This window comes from Belnapia sp., assembly GCF_059504005.1.
The window spans coordinates 1-17,334 of the sequence record NZ_JCACHU010000164.1 but is presented as its reverse complement, the minus strand read 5'-3'; the positions used below and the strand labels follow the sequence as shown (position 1 = coordinate 17,334).

At 65.3% G+C, this 17,334-nt stretch carries 16 protein-coding genes and 1 pseudogene; 7 read left to right on the top strand and 10 right to left on the bottom strand.

The genetic code is table 11. From position 1 onward, the window contains the following. A partial coding sequence (locus AC5JJ1_RS25505) for a transposase (protein WP_495787931.1) occupies positions 1-417 on the top strand: 417 nt, incomplete at its 5' end. A 255-nt stretch (positions 418-672) separates the two neighbouring features. Here AC5JJ1_RS25505 and AC5JJ1_RS25500 read toward each other — a convergent pair. Genes AC5JJ1_RS25500 through AC5JJ1_RS25480 form a run of 5 tightly spaced genes read right to left on the bottom strand, consistent with a single transcriptional unit; the run spans position 673 to position 9,476 of the window. Then, positions 673-1,368 carry a hypothetical protein gene (locus tag AC5JJ1_RS25500; protein ID WP_495787930.1) on the bottom strand — a complete coding sequence of 232 codons (696 nt, stop codon included), beginning with the start codon at positions 1,366-1,368 and terminating at the stop codon, positions 673-675. After that, the gene (locus tag AC5JJ1_RS25495; protein WP_495787929.1) at positions 1,368-3,122 is read right to left on the bottom strand and encodes a rhamnan synthesis F family protein; all 1,755 of its coding nucleotides are present in this window, start codon (positions 3,120-3,122) and stop codon (positions 1,368-1,370) included. The genes AC5JJ1_RS25500 and AC5JJ1_RS25495 overlap by 1 nt, the downstream gene beginning before the upstream one ends. Positions 3,123-3,160: 38 nt before the next feature. Continuing rightward, entirely contained in the window at positions 3,161-3,931 is a 771-nt protein-coding gene (locus AC5JJ1_RS25490) for a glycosyltransferase family 2 protein (protein ID WP_495787928.1), read from the bottom strand. 14 nt (positions 3,932-3,945) lie between these two features. Continuing rightward, a complete protein-coding gene (locus tag AC5JJ1_RS25485) occupies positions 3,946-6,723 on the bottom strand; it encodes a methyltransferase domain-containing protein (RefSeq protein WP_495787927.1) in 2,778 nt (925 codons plus the stop codon). 14 nt (positions 6,724-6,737) lie between these two features. Beyond that, the gene (locus tag AC5JJ1_RS25480; protein ID WP_495787926.1) at positions 6,738-9,476 is read right to left on the bottom strand and encodes a rhamnosyltransferase WsaF family glycosyltransferase; all 2,739 of its coding nucleotides are present in this window, start codon (positions 9,474-9,476) and stop codon (positions 6,738-6,740) included. Here AC5JJ1_RS25480 and AC5JJ1_RS25475 point away from each other — a divergent pair. Both AC5JJ1_RS25475 and AC5JJ1_RS25470 read left to right on the top strand, forming a co-directional pair. Beyond that, on the top strand, positions 9,468-9,917 hold the full coding sequence (locus tag AC5JJ1_RS25475) for a hypothetical protein (RefSeq protein ID WP_495787925.1): 450 nt from the start codon (positions 9,468-9,470) through the stop codon (positions 9,915-9,917). The genes AC5JJ1_RS25480 and AC5JJ1_RS25475 overlap by 9 nt on opposite strands. 173 nt (positions 9,918-10,090) lie before the next feature. Then, positions 10,091-10,390, top strand: a complete 300-nt coding sequence (locus AC5JJ1_RS25470) for a DDE-type integrase/transposase/recombinase (RefSeq protein ID WP_495787924.1) — start codon at positions 10,091-10,093, stop codon at positions 10,388-10,390. A gap of 295 nt (positions 10,391-10,685) precedes the next feature. On the opposite strand, the gene AC5JJ1_RS25465 is transcribed toward AC5JJ1_RS25470, so the two are convergent. The 5 genes and pseudogenes from AC5JJ1_RS25465 to AC5JJ1_RS25445 all read right to left on the bottom strand — a co-directional run bounded on the left by AC5JJ1_RS25465 (position 10,686) and on the right by AC5JJ1_RS25445 (position 14,587). Next, positions 10,686-11,543 carry a class I SAM-dependent methyltransferase gene (locus AC5JJ1_RS25465; RefSeq protein ID WP_495787923.1) on the bottom strand — a complete coding sequence of 286 codons (858 nt, stop codon included), beginning with the start codon at positions 11,541-11,543 and terminating at the stop codon, positions 10,686-10,688. Positions 11,544-11,674: 131 nt separating this feature from the next. Then, positions 11,675-12,289 carry an ISAzo13 family transposase gene (locus AC5JJ1_RS25460; RefSeq protein ID WP_495787922.1) on the bottom strand — a complete coding sequence of 205 codons (615 nt, stop codon included), beginning with the start codon at positions 12,287-12,289 and terminating at the stop codon, positions 11,675-11,677. Between the two features lie 128 nt (positions 12,290-12,417). Next, positions 12,418-13,637: pseudogene (locus tag AC5JJ1_RS25455) on the bottom strand (IS256 family transposase). Between the two features lie 45 nt (positions 13,638-13,682). Beyond that, positions 13,683-14,345, bottom strand: coding sequence for an IS5 family transposase (locus tag AC5JJ1_RS25450; protein WP_495787921.1), 663 nt, complete (start codon positions 14,343-14,345; stop codon positions 13,683-13,685). After that, on the bottom strand, positions 14,330-14,587 hold the full coding sequence (locus tag AC5JJ1_RS25445) for a hypothetical protein (RefSeq protein ID WP_495787920.1): 258 nt from the start codon (positions 14,585-14,587) through the stop codon (positions 14,330-14,332). Before AC5JJ1_RS25445 ends, AC5JJ1_RS25450 begins: the two co-directional genes overlap by 16 nt. Positions 14,588-14,732: 145 nt before the next feature. Between AC5JJ1_RS25445 and AC5JJ1_RS25440 the strand changes: the two genes are divergently transcribed. The 4 genes from AC5JJ1_RS25440 to AC5JJ1_RS25425 all read left to right on the top strand — a co-directional run bounded on the left by AC5JJ1_RS25440 (position 14,733) and on the right by AC5JJ1_RS25425 (position 17,246). Then, positions 14,733-15,044, top strand: coding sequence for a hypothetical protein (locus tag AC5JJ1_RS25440; RefSeq protein ID WP_495787919.1), 312 nt, complete (start codon positions 14,733-14,735; stop codon positions 15,042-15,044). Between the two features lie 72 nt (positions 15,045-15,116). Then, entirely contained in the window at positions 15,117-15,899 is a 783-nt protein-coding gene (locus AC5JJ1_RS25435) for an IS5 family transposase (RefSeq protein WP_495787918.1), read from the top strand. A 5-nt stretch (positions 15,900-15,904) separates the two neighbouring features. After that, entirely contained in the window at positions 15,905-16,117 is a 213-nt protein-coding gene (locus AC5JJ1_RS25430) for a hypothetical protein (RefSeq protein ID WP_495787917.1), read from the top strand. Between the two features lie 59 nt (positions 16,118-16,176). After that, a protein-coding gene (locus AC5JJ1_RS25425) for an IS630 family transposase (protein WP_495787916.1) occupies positions 16,177-17,246 on the top strand; the annotation gives its coding sequence in 2 pieces (ribosomal slippage) (positions 16,177-16,669 and positions 16,669-17,246; 1,071 coding nt in all). Positions 17,247-17,334 lie beyond the last annotated feature (88 nt).

Below are 17,334 nucleotides of genomic sequence, written 5' to 3'. Positions count from 1 at the left end.
CCCCGGCCTTATCCTACCCGAAGCGGCTCAAGCCGCCGACCGCTGCAACAAAGCGGTGACGGTGCGTACGACAGGGACGACGTCTACGCTGGGGTCGCTACACGGCATCCGGATGCCGATGTCATCATCCCGCCTCGCTCAAACGCCGTGCCGAGCGACACGGCTGGAACAGCGCCGACCCAGCGCGATCGACACCTGCAACTCATCACTGAGCGCGGCCGCATGGGCTGGCAAAAAGCATCGGGGTACAACCACCGAGCTCTGGTGGAGTCTGACATCTCACGATGGAAGCGCGTCATCGGCGATGGCCTGCGTTCGCAAACTGACGGGCGACAGCGCACCGAGGTGGCCGTCGCTGCCGAGGCGCTGAACCGCATGCTTGAGCTCGGTCGCCCGGAGTACGTCCGCATCGCATGACCAGAAACCTCGGTCGGGCTCGATGTGCCCGATCCGTCGATCGGTGCAACACGCTGCCATCGCGGCTGAAGTGCTCAACCGCATGATCCGGGTTGCGAAGCCGGTCTCCATCCGCACGGCATGACATGGTTAGCGCGCAGCAGATGCAGTTGCCTCCTCCACCTCCATGCACCAGCACCAAATTTCGCAGCAAAACCTTCGGCAGCCCTGACTCAGAGCACGGCGACGGGTGCGCTTCCGGCCGGCGCTGGTGCGTCACCGGTCACGTAGGATCTGCCGGAAGCCAAGGCGGGCTGGCGGGCACTCCACATCGACGCTGTACCGTTCGCGCATGCGCTCCAAGAACACTTCAATTGCTGCCTCCGGCCGGGCGACCTGGAACACCAGATCCGGCAGCGCAACCCGTGTGCGGTCAAGCAGGAAGGCTGGTGCAGCAGGCCCATCGCCCTGTTGCCGCCGATCGGCCACGGGGAGTGGCAGGATCACGTCGCCCCACCATTCCACGTACTGCTCTGCCAACGTGCCTAGCGCGAGGGCCGCCTTGCTCTCCTGCAGCCGTGTAAGCAGGTGCATACAGGCGTCGGGACGCAGCAGGTCACCGACCTCCAGGCACGCGACATACCGCCCCGTAACGCGCTCGAGCCCGAGATTGAGCATCGGCACACGCAGGTCATGTGGCTCGGGGTAGTCCCAATTGTGCAGAGTGATGCTGACTGCATCCGACAGGCCACGGAGCGGCTGCAGCGCGGACCGCACCGTCTGAACCTCCGCGAAGGAAAAGCGCGGCAGGATGACATGTATCTGCATCGGGATGAGCGCCGACCTGCCCGCCCCATCCTCCATCACTTGGCCGAGCAGCGCGAAGACGCATTGTTCAAGCCGTGGCAGGTGGCCGAGATCGGTAAAACGGATGACCACATCGAGGCCGCGCAGCCTGCCGCCCTCCGTCATCAGGCGGCCCCCCCCAGATGAGCCGCGAAGTCCGCGAGACGCCGCCAATCTGCTGAGACCGGCTCGGGGTGCGGAGATGGTACGGCCTGACCTGCTTCCGCCAGCAAACCAACGAAATGCCCTCTCGCCGTGGCGTTCCCCCATTTCTCGGCGAGCAGAACGCCACTGGCAGGATCCGTAAGCAAATCTTCCGGCGCGGCGAGGAACAACGCTCGCGGACAGCAACGGATGGCGAAACCATGCGCCGTGGCACGCCAGGAAAAATCCAGGTCTGCGTGGTAGCCCCGAAGCCGTTCGTCGAACCCCCCGAGCCGCTCGACGATTGCACGCGGAATCGCAATCACGGGGCCGGTCGCTGCCGACATGGTGAAGCCTGTGATCGGATTCGCGTCAGCGGTAAGCGCGGGGAAGCAGCGCGCCGCAAGCATGGCTACGCCACCCTGCGCTTCCGACATCTCGACCAGCGCCGCCAGGGAATCCGGATGCAGCAGCCCGGGTCTCCGCACAAGAACCACCATGTCCGGCTCGATATCACGCGCCGTCCGCAGTGCCTCGTTCCGGCTGTCCGTCGTGCTCCTGGCTGAACCCGGCATCGTCAGCAGCACGCCGCATGCGTGCGGTGGAAGGCGCTCCAGCGCGCGCCGCGCGGAGCGAAGAAGGTCCTGCCCGGCTTCGCGCGGCAGGACCAATGCGACGCGCCGCCTTGCCCTGAGCGGCAATCCCGTTCCCAGCATGCGACGCCAGAGGATGTTAGATACGCGGCGCGGGCTCGGATACGGCGTGCTACGGCCAGGGTCACTCCTGTATCTCTCTGCCTCGCCCTGCCACGACGTGAGCCGAACGGAGCAGCGCGAGAGGAAGGGCGCCAGGCTCACCGGGCGCGTGATCGCCGTCACCGCATGCTGGTCAAAGAGCTGGCCGCGCGCGGCAATCTTCATCCAGCCAAAGCCCGCGGCCTCGCAGGCCAGGAAGTAGAGACGCTCGATGGCGTGGGCCGGCGTGCCGTCGGTCTGGCCTTCCTCGGCCGGGAAATCTTCGAAACGGAGGCCGAGCCCCGTGATCCGGCGCAGCGCTGCGCTGCGCGCCCAGAACATGGAGCCGGACGGGAAATCGATCGGCGCCGCTTCGGACAGCTCCAGTCCCATGCGCGCCGCGAGGGCTTTGGCGTGGGGCAGATTGATGCCCCAGCCAATCCAGGGCCGCAGCATGTCGATGTGCTGCGGCGCCAGGATGCCGAGCCAGGGCGCCTGCCGGAACGCCTCGAACACGCCGCGCACGACGTCGGGCGAGCCGAGCAACGTCTCAAGGATGTAGCCGCGCCATCCGGCGAGCTCGCTTTGGTGCGAGGACATCTTCGTGTGGAGGTGAAGCACGTACTCGTAGCGCTCATACACATCGACGAAGCCAACGAGCTTCGGCGCGATGTCGCGGCCACGGTTGGGGAACACGCGGATCTCGAGGCCGCCCCGACGCCAGCCCGCCAGGCGGTCCGCTGCCTCCGATCGTGCCGCTTCGGACACCGTGCTGACGAACAGGTCGGCCGCGAACGGGATGTGATCGAGATACGCCGCGATCTCGGGCAGCAGGTCCAGATGGAAGGCGTGCAGCACGACCGCGATGGAGGGCGGATGTTCCGGCGCCGCTGGCGCATAGCCCAGAGGCATCTCCAGGCTGGCTTCCTGGACGATTGCATCGGACGATGTCCGGCGGAAGGCGATGCTCGCCGCCAGCGCATCGGGCAGCGCGTCTCTCATCCCGGGTCGATCTCGGCGTCACGAGTAATCGCCGGCACTCAGCCTTTCCGATCTTCCAACGGAATCGGCGCAAGCCGCATCCAGGGATGCCGAAAGGTCATCTCGGTGAACAGGGCGTCATAGGACCGTGCTGTCTCTGTCCGCAGCATCGAGGTCCCGTGCCGGCGATAGCGACAGAGAATTTCGGGCACGAAGGCGGCGAAGTAGCCCTGCTCGATGAACTTGCACCAGAAGTCGTAATCCTCCCACCCGCCCTCGATGTGGTCGAAGCCGCCGACGTCGTGCCATGCAGACCGTGACACCAGGGCCATCGCGTCGACGTAGTTCCCGTGCCGAAGCCATTGCGGCTGCCAGACATCGGCAAGGCCGAGCGCGCGGCGGTCTCCGAAGATCTCCTGCTGCGAATAGGCCGCGGCCGCGCCGCTGGTCTCGATCGCCTCGAGCAGGCGGCCAACTGCGCGGGGATAGATCTCGTTGTCGGCGTCGATCACGAAGACATGGCTTCCGCGCGCATGAGAAAAGGCGGTGTTCCGCGCCTGGGCAAGGCCCTGATTGCGCCTGTGACGGAGCAGGCAGATCCGCGCGAAACGGTCCTGGTTCGCCTCCATCCAGCGAAGCGCCACGTCGATGGAATCGTCCTCCATCGAGGCATCATCCACCACGACCAGCTCGAGCTCGGAGTGTCGCTGCACGGCGATCGAGCCGAGGCAGCCCGGCAGGAAGCGCGCATAATTATAGAGGCTGACCGCGACCGTCACGAGCGACGGCGCGACCTCCTGTCGCAGCGTGGTGTCCAGCACCGATTCCACCTCCGGTGACCGGATCATGTGGCAGGTACCGTCTTGGCCGGGTCCACTTCCACCCGGTGGGAGGCGAAAAAGCGCAGCAGCTTGGCTACGGCGCGCCGTGGCGAGAGCGCGTCGACGAGGAGCCCGTGCACGTTGCGCTGCACCCGCGCTGCCTCGCGCTGGCCGTCCGGCGTGCGCAGCAGCCACTCCAGCAGGTCCGGGATGTGGCGTATGGATTCCTGGAAATAGTGTTCGCCCGCGACGAAGTTCGGATTAGGAAGGCAGGGGTCTGAGACGACGACGCTACCCGAGCACATGCCAAGGCGTACCATGCGGTGCCATTCGAAGTAGCCGAACTCCTCTCGATGAATGTTCAGGGTGACCTTGCTGTGGGCCGAGACATGGCCAGCCAGGCGAGTGAGCGTGCCGTCGTCGCTGCCGCCCAGGATCGGCCCCCGCCCGGGGCGTCGGCAGTAGTTGAACGTCTCGTACTCCGCGAGAAAGCCCGCGTTGCGTGCGAAGAAGGTGTCCCGGCGCGGGCTGGAATTGCCGAAGAAGCAGATGTCGATTGGTCGGTCGGCGAAGCCTCGCCGCGGATCGGGCGTCTCCGACGCCGCCCGCGGCAGCACGCGGGCGAGCGGATGCTGCCGGTCGCGCTCCGTCAGGACGAAACGGCGAAGCTGTGCGCCCGGCAGGACATGAAGCGCGCCCACCCCGGTGCGCGCGAAGAGGTCCGCTGTTTGGGCGCAGATGTCGAGAACGCCACGGGACATCAGCACGAAGGGCAGCGCGAGGTGGAACCAGGTCGTCTGCACCTGCTCGGTGCCGAACATGAACCCCTTGGAGATGATGTCGTCGCGCACCCATTCACGACCGCGACCGAGCACGAAAAACTCGTGCGGCGCCACAAACAGGCAGATGGGCGGGCGCGCCTCCGTATCCGATCTTTCGTCCAGCAGCGCCACGTCTACGCCGACCGACGTGAGGTCGGCCGCCAGGTCTTCGGCGATCTCCTCCATGAACACATTGCCCTGCGAACTGACATAGATGCCAACCTTCCCAGTCTCCGCGACGAGGCGGCCCAGATCCTGGGGATCCTCTTCGGGATCCACGAGCGACCGGGCTGCATGGTCAAACAGCCGGAAGCCGCTCATCACGCGCGCCAGCTCCTCCGGATCCACCCTGCCGCGGCCCTCCAGCGCGCCGGACTGGATGAAGTGCTGGTGCGGATCGGCACCTGCTGCAGCGACATCCTCATTCCGGCGCAGATAGTCTTCGGGGTCGAAAAGCGGGAAATGCCGCAGGCGCCCGACTGCGGCGTCGATCGCCCACCAATCCACCTCACCGATCAGCTCGCCATAACGCTTGATCGGCGCCTTCGCCACGTTTGGCTGGACAGGTGCCGGTCCCGGTTCCGACACGGGAGAGGGCTCGGCAACAGCATGTGCCGGCGGCACGGCAGCGGGCTCCATGGGCCCGCGCAGTGTCCGCAAGGTGAGGCCGATCGGCATGCGGGCCGCGCGCCGCACCGGCTCGGGCAGGCGGCGACCTGCCGCGCGGAGACGCGAGACGGCGCGTTCGGCAAAGGCCGGAGCGGCCGCACGCGACGCGGCCGCAGCGTGCTCTGCGGCAAGAGCCTGCTCATGCGCCGCCTCGGCCGCGGCGAGGGCCTCGCGTAGGGCAGCGTTTTCGCGGCGGAGTTCCCGGACGTTTCGCTGCATCTTGCCGACCGCCGCGTCCAGCTCTGTCGACCTTGTCTCGGCATAGGTACGGGCGGCAGCCTGGGTCTGCAGGCGCTCGCGCATCGCCATCTCGTCCTTCGCCCGCGCCACACGCTCGGCTTCTCGCGCGGCACGCTCGGCAGTCAGCGCGTGGCGCAGCTCGGCGCCTGCCCGCTCCGCGGCCTGCAACAGCCGTACGCTTTCGGCGAGCTCCTCCTCGGGCTGGTAGACTTCGATGCGGGTCCAGGGGAACACGTTCCGCGACGACGGGTCGGCCTGCGCAGCGCGCTCTACTGCGGTGAGCGGTGGAACTACGGCCTCAATCCGGAGGTTTGCTGCGGAAATCTTCAGGAAATCCGCAAACTCCTCGGCAGAAGCGTCCTGACGGAAGCGTCGCGGGAGGCCGAGAAGATTCGAAAGCAGGTTCTGTGGATGCACAAGAGCGAGGCCCCTGCCAGCGGCTTGCGTGCCCGCTGGCAGCAGGGTCGCGGTGGGGCTGCCTTCCCGTGCGAAGACGAGAGTATTCTGCGCATACCACCAATCCACCCGCGGATCGGCCCAGAGATCCGCACGCAGCGGGTCGAAGCAGGCATACCCCGCGGCACGAAAGAGAATGGCCCAGAACTCCGGCCACTGTTCATTGATGTGGTTAGTCCCGTACTGAAACGGTACGGCCGCCGAGAACAGCACGACATCGCTGAGAGCGACGAGGTCGTTGACCAGCGTCGCTGCCCTGTGATGCGGTAGGTGCTCCGCAACTTCCATGCAGATGGCGAGGTCGAAGCGGCGTGCGGCATGTGGGCCCAGCATCTGGGCAAGCTGCTGGTTAGCGAGGTCGCCCGGGATGAAGCGAGAGTGGTCGATCAGCAGCGCGCTACGGTCAACGTAATCGCCATCAATCCCGATTACCTCTTCGACGCCGAAGTCAAGGGCCGCGCGCAGCCAAGCGCCGACTCCGCAACCAACATCCAGCATTCGCCGAGGTTGCAGCAGCGGCAGCAGGCGGCCGAGGACGACCTGCGCGGATTGAAGGCTCCGCTGCGACTGCTGGTCGAAGAAACTCCGGTCGTAAGGCTTGTCCGACGGCGTCATGTGCTTTCCCCGTCTTAGCCCTGCATCATCTGGAGCGCAGTTCCAGAAGGGGCACCGAGGAATCTGCGGATCACTTGCATGCTTTCCTCCGGGAAGGCGTCCTGCCAATCGTTCGGCCAGGCGACGTGGGAGCCGGCCAGCCGGCCATCCACGTCGTCCGCTCGCCGCATCGCGTCGACGAGCCCCTCGCGGATTGCGTCCAAAGTCGGCTCGACGCCGATCAGGTTTGTGGAAATGGCGCGGAGCCGATCCACCGTCTTGTTCGCGAAGGTGTTGGTGACCGCCAGCATGCCGGCCGCTGCCATCTCGAGCGGCACCAGGCTCGGGTGCGGTGTCAGCATCAGGGACAGGCCGGCATCAAAGCTCGGCATCATGTCGATGTATTCCTGCAGGCTCGTCTTCGGAACGAGTTCGAGGGGAATACCAGGGGCGAGCTCCAGCAGGTTGCTGCTATCGATCGACCCGATCCCGTGGAAGGACCAGTTTGCGAGGTTGACGCGGGGATCGTGCACCAGTCGGGCGAGAGCGATCATGCCGAGTTCGAAGAGGTTGCGCGCTGCGTGCTCCTCCGGCCGCGCATAGAACAGCAACCGGCGGCGGGTGCGCTGCAGCTGCTCGCGCGTTGGGCGGAACTTCTGGATAGCGTTATTGAATATGATGCCATTCGCGGACCCGTCAGGATACGCATAAACGCCAATCCGCTCCTGGCGGAAGAAGTCGCGAAGGAGCTCGGTCGAGAAAAGCGAGATCTGCGGGAAGGCATATGCCTGCTGGAACAGCGCGCTGATGGAGTTCATCGGCAGGAAGTAGGGTTCGTACTCCTGCACCATGAATAGGAAGCGCTCGCTGCCGAGCTGACGTATCGTGTTGTGCGCGATATGCGCTGCCCAGCAATTCGTGGCGACAAAGCGATCGTTCGGGCTCACCTCGACCGGAAGGCTCCGATCGAAGCGGGAGATCACCTCGATCTCCTCGAACAGGGTGGTCAGGCCTGGGTACTTCTGGATCTCACGGCGCCAATCGTCCATCTTCCAGTGGGTCTGCTCGTGCAGGATGATGCGCGCCGTGTAGCCCTCCCTTTTCAGGCGAAGGGCGAGATTGAACATCCCGATGTAGCCGCCGAACACATAGCGAAAGTCGATGGTGGCGAGGAGCAGGTTCACCCGCTTCGGGTGCTCGGGCGAAATGTCGAGGGTCAGCGGCGAGATGTTGTGATTGATCCACCGCGTGCTGCCGAACTCCAGCACGGGTGTGCCTGCACGTTGCACCCGGTTCTGCGCAGGCGCGGGGGCTGGCGAACCCATTGGAATGGCCGACCCGTTCGTCGAACGTGAGTCGCTGGCGATCACTGCTTGAAGCAGGCGCGAGCCGGGCTGCTCGACCCTCAGCCGCACAAGGTCGCGCCGCGTGAGCCGGAAGGCGAAGTTCCGCAGCCGAGTGCCCGCGATCGACCAGAGATACATCCCCTCGAGGTTCAGTGTTGCACGCCCGGACCGCGTCGCCGCAATCCTCTCGGCGAGCGCGGCGCCGAAGGAGGTTTCGAGCCGCGAGAACCGTTCAAGCGCCGCGCGCTTCGGCGGCGACGCCCCCGCATGCCGGAGCAGTAGCGTCCTTGCCAGGATGACCTTCTGAAGCACGAACTGATAATCGTCGACCGACTGCCGGAGCTGCATCGCCGCGCGGCGTGCCATCTCGCGCGGCCGTGGCGCGGCGCGCAGCACGTCCTTCGCAGCGGCCAGAAAACCCGGCCACTCGTGGTAATTGTGCCCGATCACACCTTCCCGATGCTGCACGTAATCATAAAGCGGCCGATCGATGTAGCGGATCCGGCCTTTCACCAATGCCGTGAGACCGATCCAGTGATCGTGGAACGTGGGACCGATCGCTGCGGGAAAGGGCAGAAGGTCCGGCAGCAGCGAGGCACGGAACATGCTCGCAGCGCCGGTAATGGTGTTCGCCACCATCAGTGTCGGTAAGTCGGTGTAGTTGTTCCGGCGCGTGGTCCAGAAGGTCGCCGAACGCACTCCGCCGCCTTCGTCAACCACGCGAGCATCGCTGTAGACGAGCTGCGTGTCCTCCGTCTCGAAACCGGTTATCAGGGAAGCGAGTTTGTCCGGGCTCCAGACATCGTCCTGATCGCAGAGCGCGACGAACTCTGCGTCAGCAGGCGTGCGCCGCAGCGCTTCCTCGAAGTTGCGGTAGAAGTTTCGCCGCGCCGGGTTCTGAAACAGGACGAAGCGCGAGTCGCCCTTCGTCAGATAGCGGATCCGCTCGTAATGCTCGTGCTCGGTGCAGTCATCGACGATGATGCAGATCCAGTTGCGGTGGGTTTGCGCCTGTAGCGAGGTAATCTGCTTCCTGAACAGCGCGACCGGCGGATTGAAAGTCGCCATGCAGATGGCGACGCGCGGGCCTTCCGTCTCGGGCCATTGCACCGGCGCCGGCATGGCGCCGTGCCCGGGGCGCAGGGCCATGCGGCCGAGGAACCGCTCAACAGTCCTGCCGCCGGTCGGCGTCGCGCGAAGCGTGACCGTCACCTCTCGCTCAGCTGCAACCGGCGGCAGCGGCACGAACGCCTCGAAGCCGCTGAGCAGGCTGTTGCCGCTGTGGTCATTCGGCGGGCAATGTTCTGCGAAGACGTCCGCCCGCGCCCAAGAGTGGTTCGGGACGGGTGTGACGACGCCGTCCATGACGACGTCGAGGCTGCGCAACGTCGCATCAGGGAGATAGCACCAGCCGCGCAGGTGAAGCATGACGCCCTTGCCCGTAGGCTGAACGGCCGGCAATACACTGTCGAGCGCATTCCGAAGCGGAGACTGGTCAAGCGGCATCTCAGCGCGCTGCACGGGACTGAAGAGCATGGCGAGAGACGTTACTCGATCCGGCGGGCATTGCCAACTTGGCTGCCTCTGGTCGGAACGGCCCAGCTTGGCCAAGCTGGCACGATGATGCCAGAGCTCACCACCTACCCCGGGTATCGCTTCCCGGCCGAGATCATCAGCCACGCCCTCTGGCTTTACCATGTATTTGGCCTGAGCCTGCGGCAGGGGGAAATTATCCTGGCCGAGCATGGCATCGGCGTCTCGCATGAGAGCATCCGGCAATGGTGCCTGAAGTTCGGCGGCGACATCGCCCGGAAGCTGCGCCGCCGCCCGCCAAAGCCGGGCGACGTCTGGCACTTGGATAAGGTGTAGATACTGTCGGCGAAATCAGGAAGCTGTCAAAAGAGCGAGGTAATGCGCGCTGCGATCGATTAATTCGGGAAACGTTAGGCTGGCGCCATCTCCGTCTGGGTGGTGTGGACCGGCCTGATTGCGCGCACAGGTGGTTCGCTGCGGCCACCCGCCGAATTCGCCGACAGTATCAGGTGTACCTGCGGATCAACGGCGTGCTGCACTATCTCTGGCGGGCGGTGGACCAGAACGGGGTCGTGCTCGACACCCTCGTGCAGGGGCGGCGGAACGCCACCGCGGCCAAGCGTTTCTTCAAGCGGCTACTCGCCGGCCTGAAGTACCAGCCGAGGCGGATAGTCGCCGACGGCCTGCGCAGCTACGACGTGGCGAAGCGCGAGGTGCTGCCGGACGTGCGGCACCGCAGCAGCCGATACCTGAATAACCGCGCCGAGAAATTCCATCGTCCAACGCGCCGGCGAGAGCGCCGGATGTAACGGTTCAAGTCACCCCGGCAGGCCCAGCGGTTTCTCTCAGCGCACGCCATGATCTACGGCCACTTCCGTCCACGGCGCCACCGCATGACCGCCGCTCAGTATCGGCGCGCCCGCGCCGAGGCTTTCTGGATATGTTGGCAGGAGACGTGTGCCCAGAGGGCAGCGTGATCCTCGGCGCGCTCGCTCATGCGGTCAAACTCGACCCAAAATCACACAAGTTGGCAATGCCTGCTGTCGGCCTTCGCTGCGTGGCCGACGGCGCTACGCCAACGGGCTCTGCCGAGCAGGCCGCTCTCTACTTTGGTCGAGCAATCACAAGGTCCTGGTTCTGATTAAGCCCTTTGCTGAAATAGGCTTCAATCCGAAAGAAATTTCCCCATTCACGACGGACATACTCTTCGCTGTGAAATGCAGCGCGGTAATAATCCGGAAGGCCGTAGGTTGGTACGCCCCGAACAAAACAGAATCCGTCTTTGGCGAAAGACGCAGCATCTGGATTGTTAGGCGGGATAAGCGATGATCCACTGACACTTAGCAGCAATAATGCATCAGATTTGACGACACGACGCAACTCCGCGAGCCAGGCGAACTGCATTTCTTCTGGAAAATGCGTGAACACAGAGGTCGCATAAACTACGTCGAACCGTCGATCCTCGAACGGCAACGGCGGCCACTCCAAGTTGACGTGCCACGCGGCGAGCTCAGGCATGTTGGCCTGAGCCCACGCGATTGCTTCAGCATCGATATCGGACGCATCGATCGGCGCCCGACATTGCGCAGCTAAGTGACGAACCACGCGGCCGCTTCCGCAGCCAAAGTCTAACATGCGCGTCTCGGGAGTCAGCTTAATCTGGTACTGCCTCATAACAGCGAGCAGATCGCTACAAACGGTCGCCCCGATCATGTCGTGCAAACGAGCACTCGTGCTACCAACCCGCAAACGCAGAATTTCGGGAGGGATTCCTTCAGTCACGCCGTTCGGTGATGGGTTCTCCGCTCCAAAAGCCCCTGGGCGATTTTCATATCGTCCCCACAAACGGTAGTGCTCAAGGGCAGATGGTATAGAGCCGGTGACAACGGCTTCACGCACATCAGGATTTGCTGCAAGATAACTAGCCTCATCAAAGCCTGGAAATGAGTTAGCTTCAGCCATATTGCGCTTCTCCTTGAGCAGCGAACCCTAACATTCAGTGATTTCTAAGGCTTTCCCTTGGGCCCTTTCTGAACCTTAATGGGCGCATAGGCAAGGCGTTACTGGACTTCCCCCTAGGGCACGGCAGGAATTTAATTCGCCACGAGCTCGGTTTGGGGTCGCGGCGACAGTGTGTAGTTCCATTGTGGGCAGGTGGTATGCCTGGTGAGGAGCAGGCGCCGCATGTCTGCGTCGGAGACGGCCTCACCCTGCTCATTGCCGCCGCGCTTGAGGTGGGCGGTTACGGTCAGGCCCGCCGCGGTCGTGGTTCCGGCAATCAGAGACTGGGCAAGATCGAAGCTGCGCAGGGGCACACCGGCCCAGTTGATGCTGATGAAGCTGAATAGGCGGTGCTCAATGGGGTTCCACTTCGAGCAGCCGGTTGGATAATGACAAACCGTTACCTCGAGCCCGAAAGCATCACATAGCTGCTCCTGGATCTGCGCCTTCCAGACCCGAGAGCGGCAGCTGTTCGAGCCACCAGCGTCGGCCAGCACCAGCAGGCGGTCCGCATCGGGAAAGGCTCGCTGGCCATCCTGCCACCACCAGTCGCTGATCGCCTCGACCGCGAAGCGTGGTGTGTCGAAGCAGTCGCCGATCACGACGAAGCCACGGTTCGTTTTTGTCTCATAGATGCCGTAGGGAATGGCTTGGCCGACTGCATCCTGCGGCCAGTCGTGCACCAACACCGGATCGCAGATGCGCATCGCGCTGCGTCGGTGTGGTCTCGGCCGCGTCGCTTGGCACCCCACTCGCGCGCGGCGGCACGATGACAGTGGCAGCGGGATGGCGCGCCGCGAGGGACTGTCAGGAATTTCGTGTAGGGCCGCGATGATCAGGTGATGGCAAAGCGGTCCTCGAAGAGGATGGCGAACTGGGCCTTGGCGGCGGTCCACTCCCTCTGTGGCATCTTCCATTCCTTGGCGGTGAGCCGCAAGACGAGGAACAGCAGCTTCAGCACGGCCTCGTCGGTTGGGAAGTGGCCGCGGGCGCGAACGGCGCGTCGCAGCTTGGCATGCAAAGCCTCTATGGAATTCGTGGTGTAGATGATCCGGCGCACATCGGCGGGAAAGGCATAGAACGGGATCACCTCCGGCCAGTGTCGTCGCCAGGTTTGGCCGATGACGGGGTATTTGCGGCCCCACTGGCCCGCGTCGAACGCCTCGAGCGCAGCCTGCCCGGCATCGGCGTTGCGCGCCCGGTAGACCTCCCGCAGGGTTGCGGCGACAGCGCGCCGGTCCTTGTAGGAGACATAGTCCAGCGAGGTGCGCAGCAGGTGGACAATGCAGGCCTGCACCTGGGTCCGTGGGAACACGGCGGCGATCGCCTCTGGAAAGCCCTTCAGCCCGTCGACCACGGCGATGAGGATGTCCTCGATGCCGCGGTCCCGCAGCTCGTCATGACCCTGAGCCAGAACTTGGCGCCCTCGGTCTGCTCGATCCACAGCCCCAGCACCTCCTTGGTGCCGTCCGGGCGGACGCCAAGGGCAACATACACCGCCTTGTTCCGAACGGTGCCCTCGTCGCGGACCTTGACCCGGAGCGCATCCAGGAAGACCAGCGGGTACAGAGCCTCGAGTGGCCGGTCCTGCCATTCGGCGACCTCGTCCAGCACGGCGTCGGTGACGGCGCTGACCAGGTCGGGCGAGACCTCGATGCCGTACAACTCGCGCAGATGCCCCTGGATCTCGCGGGTGCTCATCCCCCTGGCGTACATCGACACGATCTTGTCGTCGAAGCCGGGAAAGCGGCGCTGATACTTGGCGATCAGCTGCGGGTCGAAGGTCGACAGCCGATCCCGCGGTACCTGCAGATCCAGCCGGCCGGTGCCGGTCAGCACCGTCTTGCCGCCATAGCCATTGCGGCTGTTGGCCCGGCCGTCCGGCTCGCCACCCTCGAGGTGGTGGTCCAGCTCGGCGTTCAGCGCCCGTTCGGCCAGGGCCTTCTTGAGCCCGTCCAACAGGCCGCCATCGGCCAAGGCGGCCCGGGCGTCAGACCCGGCCAGCAGCTGGTCCAGCAACTCATCCGGGATGTGGGGTTGTTTGCGTCTCGGCATGCGATGGCTCCCTCAGCAGCATCGTACGGCCCGATACACAGAAAATCAGACAGTCCCCGCCGCGACTTCGGCGTAGACGTCTCCTCTATCGTACGCGCCATCGCCAGTGAAGGACGCCACGGGACCATCGACTTCGTCGAGCAGCGGGCCGACCTGCGAGCCGTCGTCGGTATCCTTGTCGGTCAGCGCCGAGGCAAGGATATGGCCCGTGTCGGCGTCAGTGACGAGGTGCAGCACCCGCCAAGCCCGGCGCCGCTTGCTGCCGTGCTTCTCCTCCAGCCACTCGCTCGAGCCACAGAGCTTCAGCGCCGTACTGTCCACCAGCAGGTGCACCGGCGCGCTCCCTGCCTCCGGCCGCGCCACCACCAGCGCCTCGGCCCGACGGCTCAGGGTGCTATGGTCCGGCACCGGCAGGTCGAGGCCGAGCAGCTGCAAGACGGAGGCGATCAGCCCCTCGGTTTGGCGCAGCGCCAGGCGGAACACCGCCCGCAGCGTCAGGGCTGTGGCAATAGCCAAGGCTAAATCCGAAAGCTGCCCGCCCCGGCCAGTGCGTGGCTCGGCCTTCCAGGTCTCCACCGCCTCCGGCGTGAACCAGATGGTGAGGCTGCCGCGAGCTCGCAGGCCGGCGTCGTACTCGGCCCAGTTGGTCACCCGGTGCCGCTGCTTCGGAATGTGATGGCGTCGAGTAGCATTCAGTTTGAACGGCATGAGGGCTGGCCCGGCATGGTGAAGGGGTCTCGCCCCGTCCTCACCCTACCCAAAGCCACCCAGGCCGGAAATCGCTGCAACAAGGTCGCGCGGAGTGTCTCCGGCGCCAGCGCCTCGCGGGCATAGGCCTGGGCGGCGGCCAGCGCCGCGGCGCCTGCCGGGGCAAGGTCCCTGCTTTGCTCGGCCGTCATCACCGCCGGCGGCCCGGCCTCAGCCGCCGCTTCACGCATCGCCTCGCTCATGGTTCCCCTGCCCGCCCCCGGTCAGGCCTGGATTTTGGCGGTTTGCCCCGATTGCGGCAAGCCCTGCATCACTTGCGGTAAGAGACTTATCGCAAGTTAAGATGAGGTGCCTCGTCGCCACCAGCACCACGGAGGCCGCCTCCCGATGCCGCTCAACGCCGCCTCGCTTCCCGCAAAGGCCAAACCGCAGCGCGCCTCAATGAGCATCCTCGCCGCGATGGACGACGAGAACCTCTGGCGCCGTTGGTTCCGCGCTCCGGCGACCTACACGGCTTGGCGCACTTGGTTGGCCGCCATGTTCGCGCTGCCGATGTCTCCTGAGCAGCTGGAGCTTTATCGCGCCTGCACCGGTCGCGCCGATCCGCCAACTGTGCCGGTATCAGAAGGCTGGCTGGCTTGTGGCCGAAGGGCGGGGAAGTTTTTCCACCTAGGGTCTGTGACCGGACTGTCTGGCTAACTGGTCTGGCTCCGATCCGGTCTCTGGCCGCGCCACCTTGGAAGGTCTCGAGGCTTTCAAGGAAACGCGGCCATGACCAGGACAAGCCTAGACGACACCCAATGGGTGTCGCTGATGCTGGTGATGCAGCAAGTTCCCCTTATCTGGAAGCGTGATGACGTGGCACTGCGCCGTTTCGTCGAGGCGGCGCTCTGGATTGGCCGGACCGGCGCGCCCTGGCGTGACTTGCCGGAGAGCTTGGGCCTCTGGTCGAGCGTCTATCGCCGCTGGCGGCGTTGGTGCCTGCGTGGCTGGTGGGAGATGATCTTCGAGGCGCTTCGCCCAAGCCTGCCCGCTGACGGGCTGCTGCTGCTGGACTGTACCACCTGCAAGGCCCACCGGGCCGCGAGCGGGGCGGCGGGCAGCACGGCAGCTGCCGAGGCGCTCGGTCGCAGCCGTGGCGGGCTCTGCTCCAAGCTGCATGCCGGCGCCGATGGCGCAGGCCGCATCCTGCGGCTGATCGCCAGCCCCGGACACCACTCGGACCTGCGCTATGCCACAGCGCCCGCTTCGGGCATCCCGGCCTGCGACGCGGCGCTTGGCCGCGGTTACGTCTCGGCGCCGCTCCGTGCGGCCTTTGCCGTCGAAGGCTGCACTGTCCACACCCCACCCAAGCGGGGCATAATCGATCCAGCCGCATGGGATCCCGTGCCGTATACCCGGCGGCACCACGTCGAGAACCTGTTCTCGCGGCTCAAGGACTTTGCCCGCATTGCCCTGCGACGCGACAAGACACGTCGCAGCTGGATGGGCTTCGCCCATCTCGCCGCCACCACGATCAACCTGCGCATCGCTGAGGCCGGTCACAGACCCTAGCCGCCTTGGCCGTCTACTTGGGCTGCTTTCATCCATGGGCTGATAACCTGTCGCCTGGCGAGCGCGCATCCGTCCTGATCCTGGCGACGGATCGGACACAGGCCAAAACCATCTTCCGCTATGCCGAGGCGCTGCTGGATCTGATGACGCAGGAGGCACAACAAGTGGCCCTGCAAGTGCGATTATACGCCCGGCCGAGATGGCTGACTCGTAGGTGATGTCCCATATGGCTGGGATGGTGCTTCGCTGCTTTGGCGGGTGAGCGGAGGCGGCGATAGTGGCGGCAGTGGCGATCAGCCGGACGGATTTGGACGCGGCGGGGCTGCGTCGGGCGGCAGGACGCGAACGGGACGCGGCGGCGTCGCGGCGGATGTTGGCCTTGGCGCTGGTGCTGGAGGGGCAGTCGCGGACGGAAGCGGCCCGTGCGGCGGGCATGGATCGGCAGACGCTGCGCGATTGGGTGCATCGCTACAATGCCGAAGGCTTGGCGGGCTTACGAGATCGGATGGGCGAGACCGGGCCGAAGCGGCGTCTGTCGTCCGAGCAGGAGGCGGAGGTGGCGGAGTGGGTGCGCCGTGGCCCTGATCCGACAAAGGACGGCGTGGTGCGCTGGCGCCGCGCTGATCTGGCGCGCGCCATTGCTGAGCGGTTCGGCGTTGTGCTGGCCGAGCGGAGCGTTGGTCATGTGCTGCGCCGCCTCGGCTTCCGCCGATTGGTTGTGCGGCCACGTCACCCCGGGCATGACGCTGCGGCACAAGCGTCTTTCAGGCCGACTTCGCCGCCCTGGTAACCGCCGCCCTGCCATCCAAGGCGCGCGACAAGCCGCTTGAGATCTGGTGGCAGGACGAGGCCAGGGTTGGCCAGCAGGGCACGCTGACGCGCATCTGGGCGGCGCGCGGCTCGCGCCCGGCCGCGCCGAAGGATCGCCGCTATGCCTCGGCCTACCTCTTCGGCGCCGTTTGCCCGGCCCGTGGCATTGGCGCCGGCCTCGTATTGCCCAACGCCAATGCCCGCACCATGTCCCTGCACCTCGCCGAGATCAGCAGCCAGGTCGCGCAAGGTGCCCATGCAGTCGTCGTCATGGACGGCGCGGGTTGGCATCAGACCGGCGGCAAGTTGCGCATACCGGCCAACGTCACCCCGCTCCGCCTGCCGCCCTACGCGCCGGAGTTGAACCCGGTGGAAAATGTCTGGGCCTACCTCCGCTCCAACAAGCTCGCCAACCGCGTCTACGAGACCTACGACGACATCCTCGACGCATGCACCGAGGCCTGGAACTGGTTCACCAGTCAGCCCGAACGCATCACCGCCATCGCATCACGACCATGGGCACAGGTCACTCAATGAGGCCGGGCGTATTAGCACTACCTGGGCAGTCTAAAGTCAGGCGGCGGCCTAAGCTTTCGCCGGCAGTGTGGACATCGGATCGGCGGGA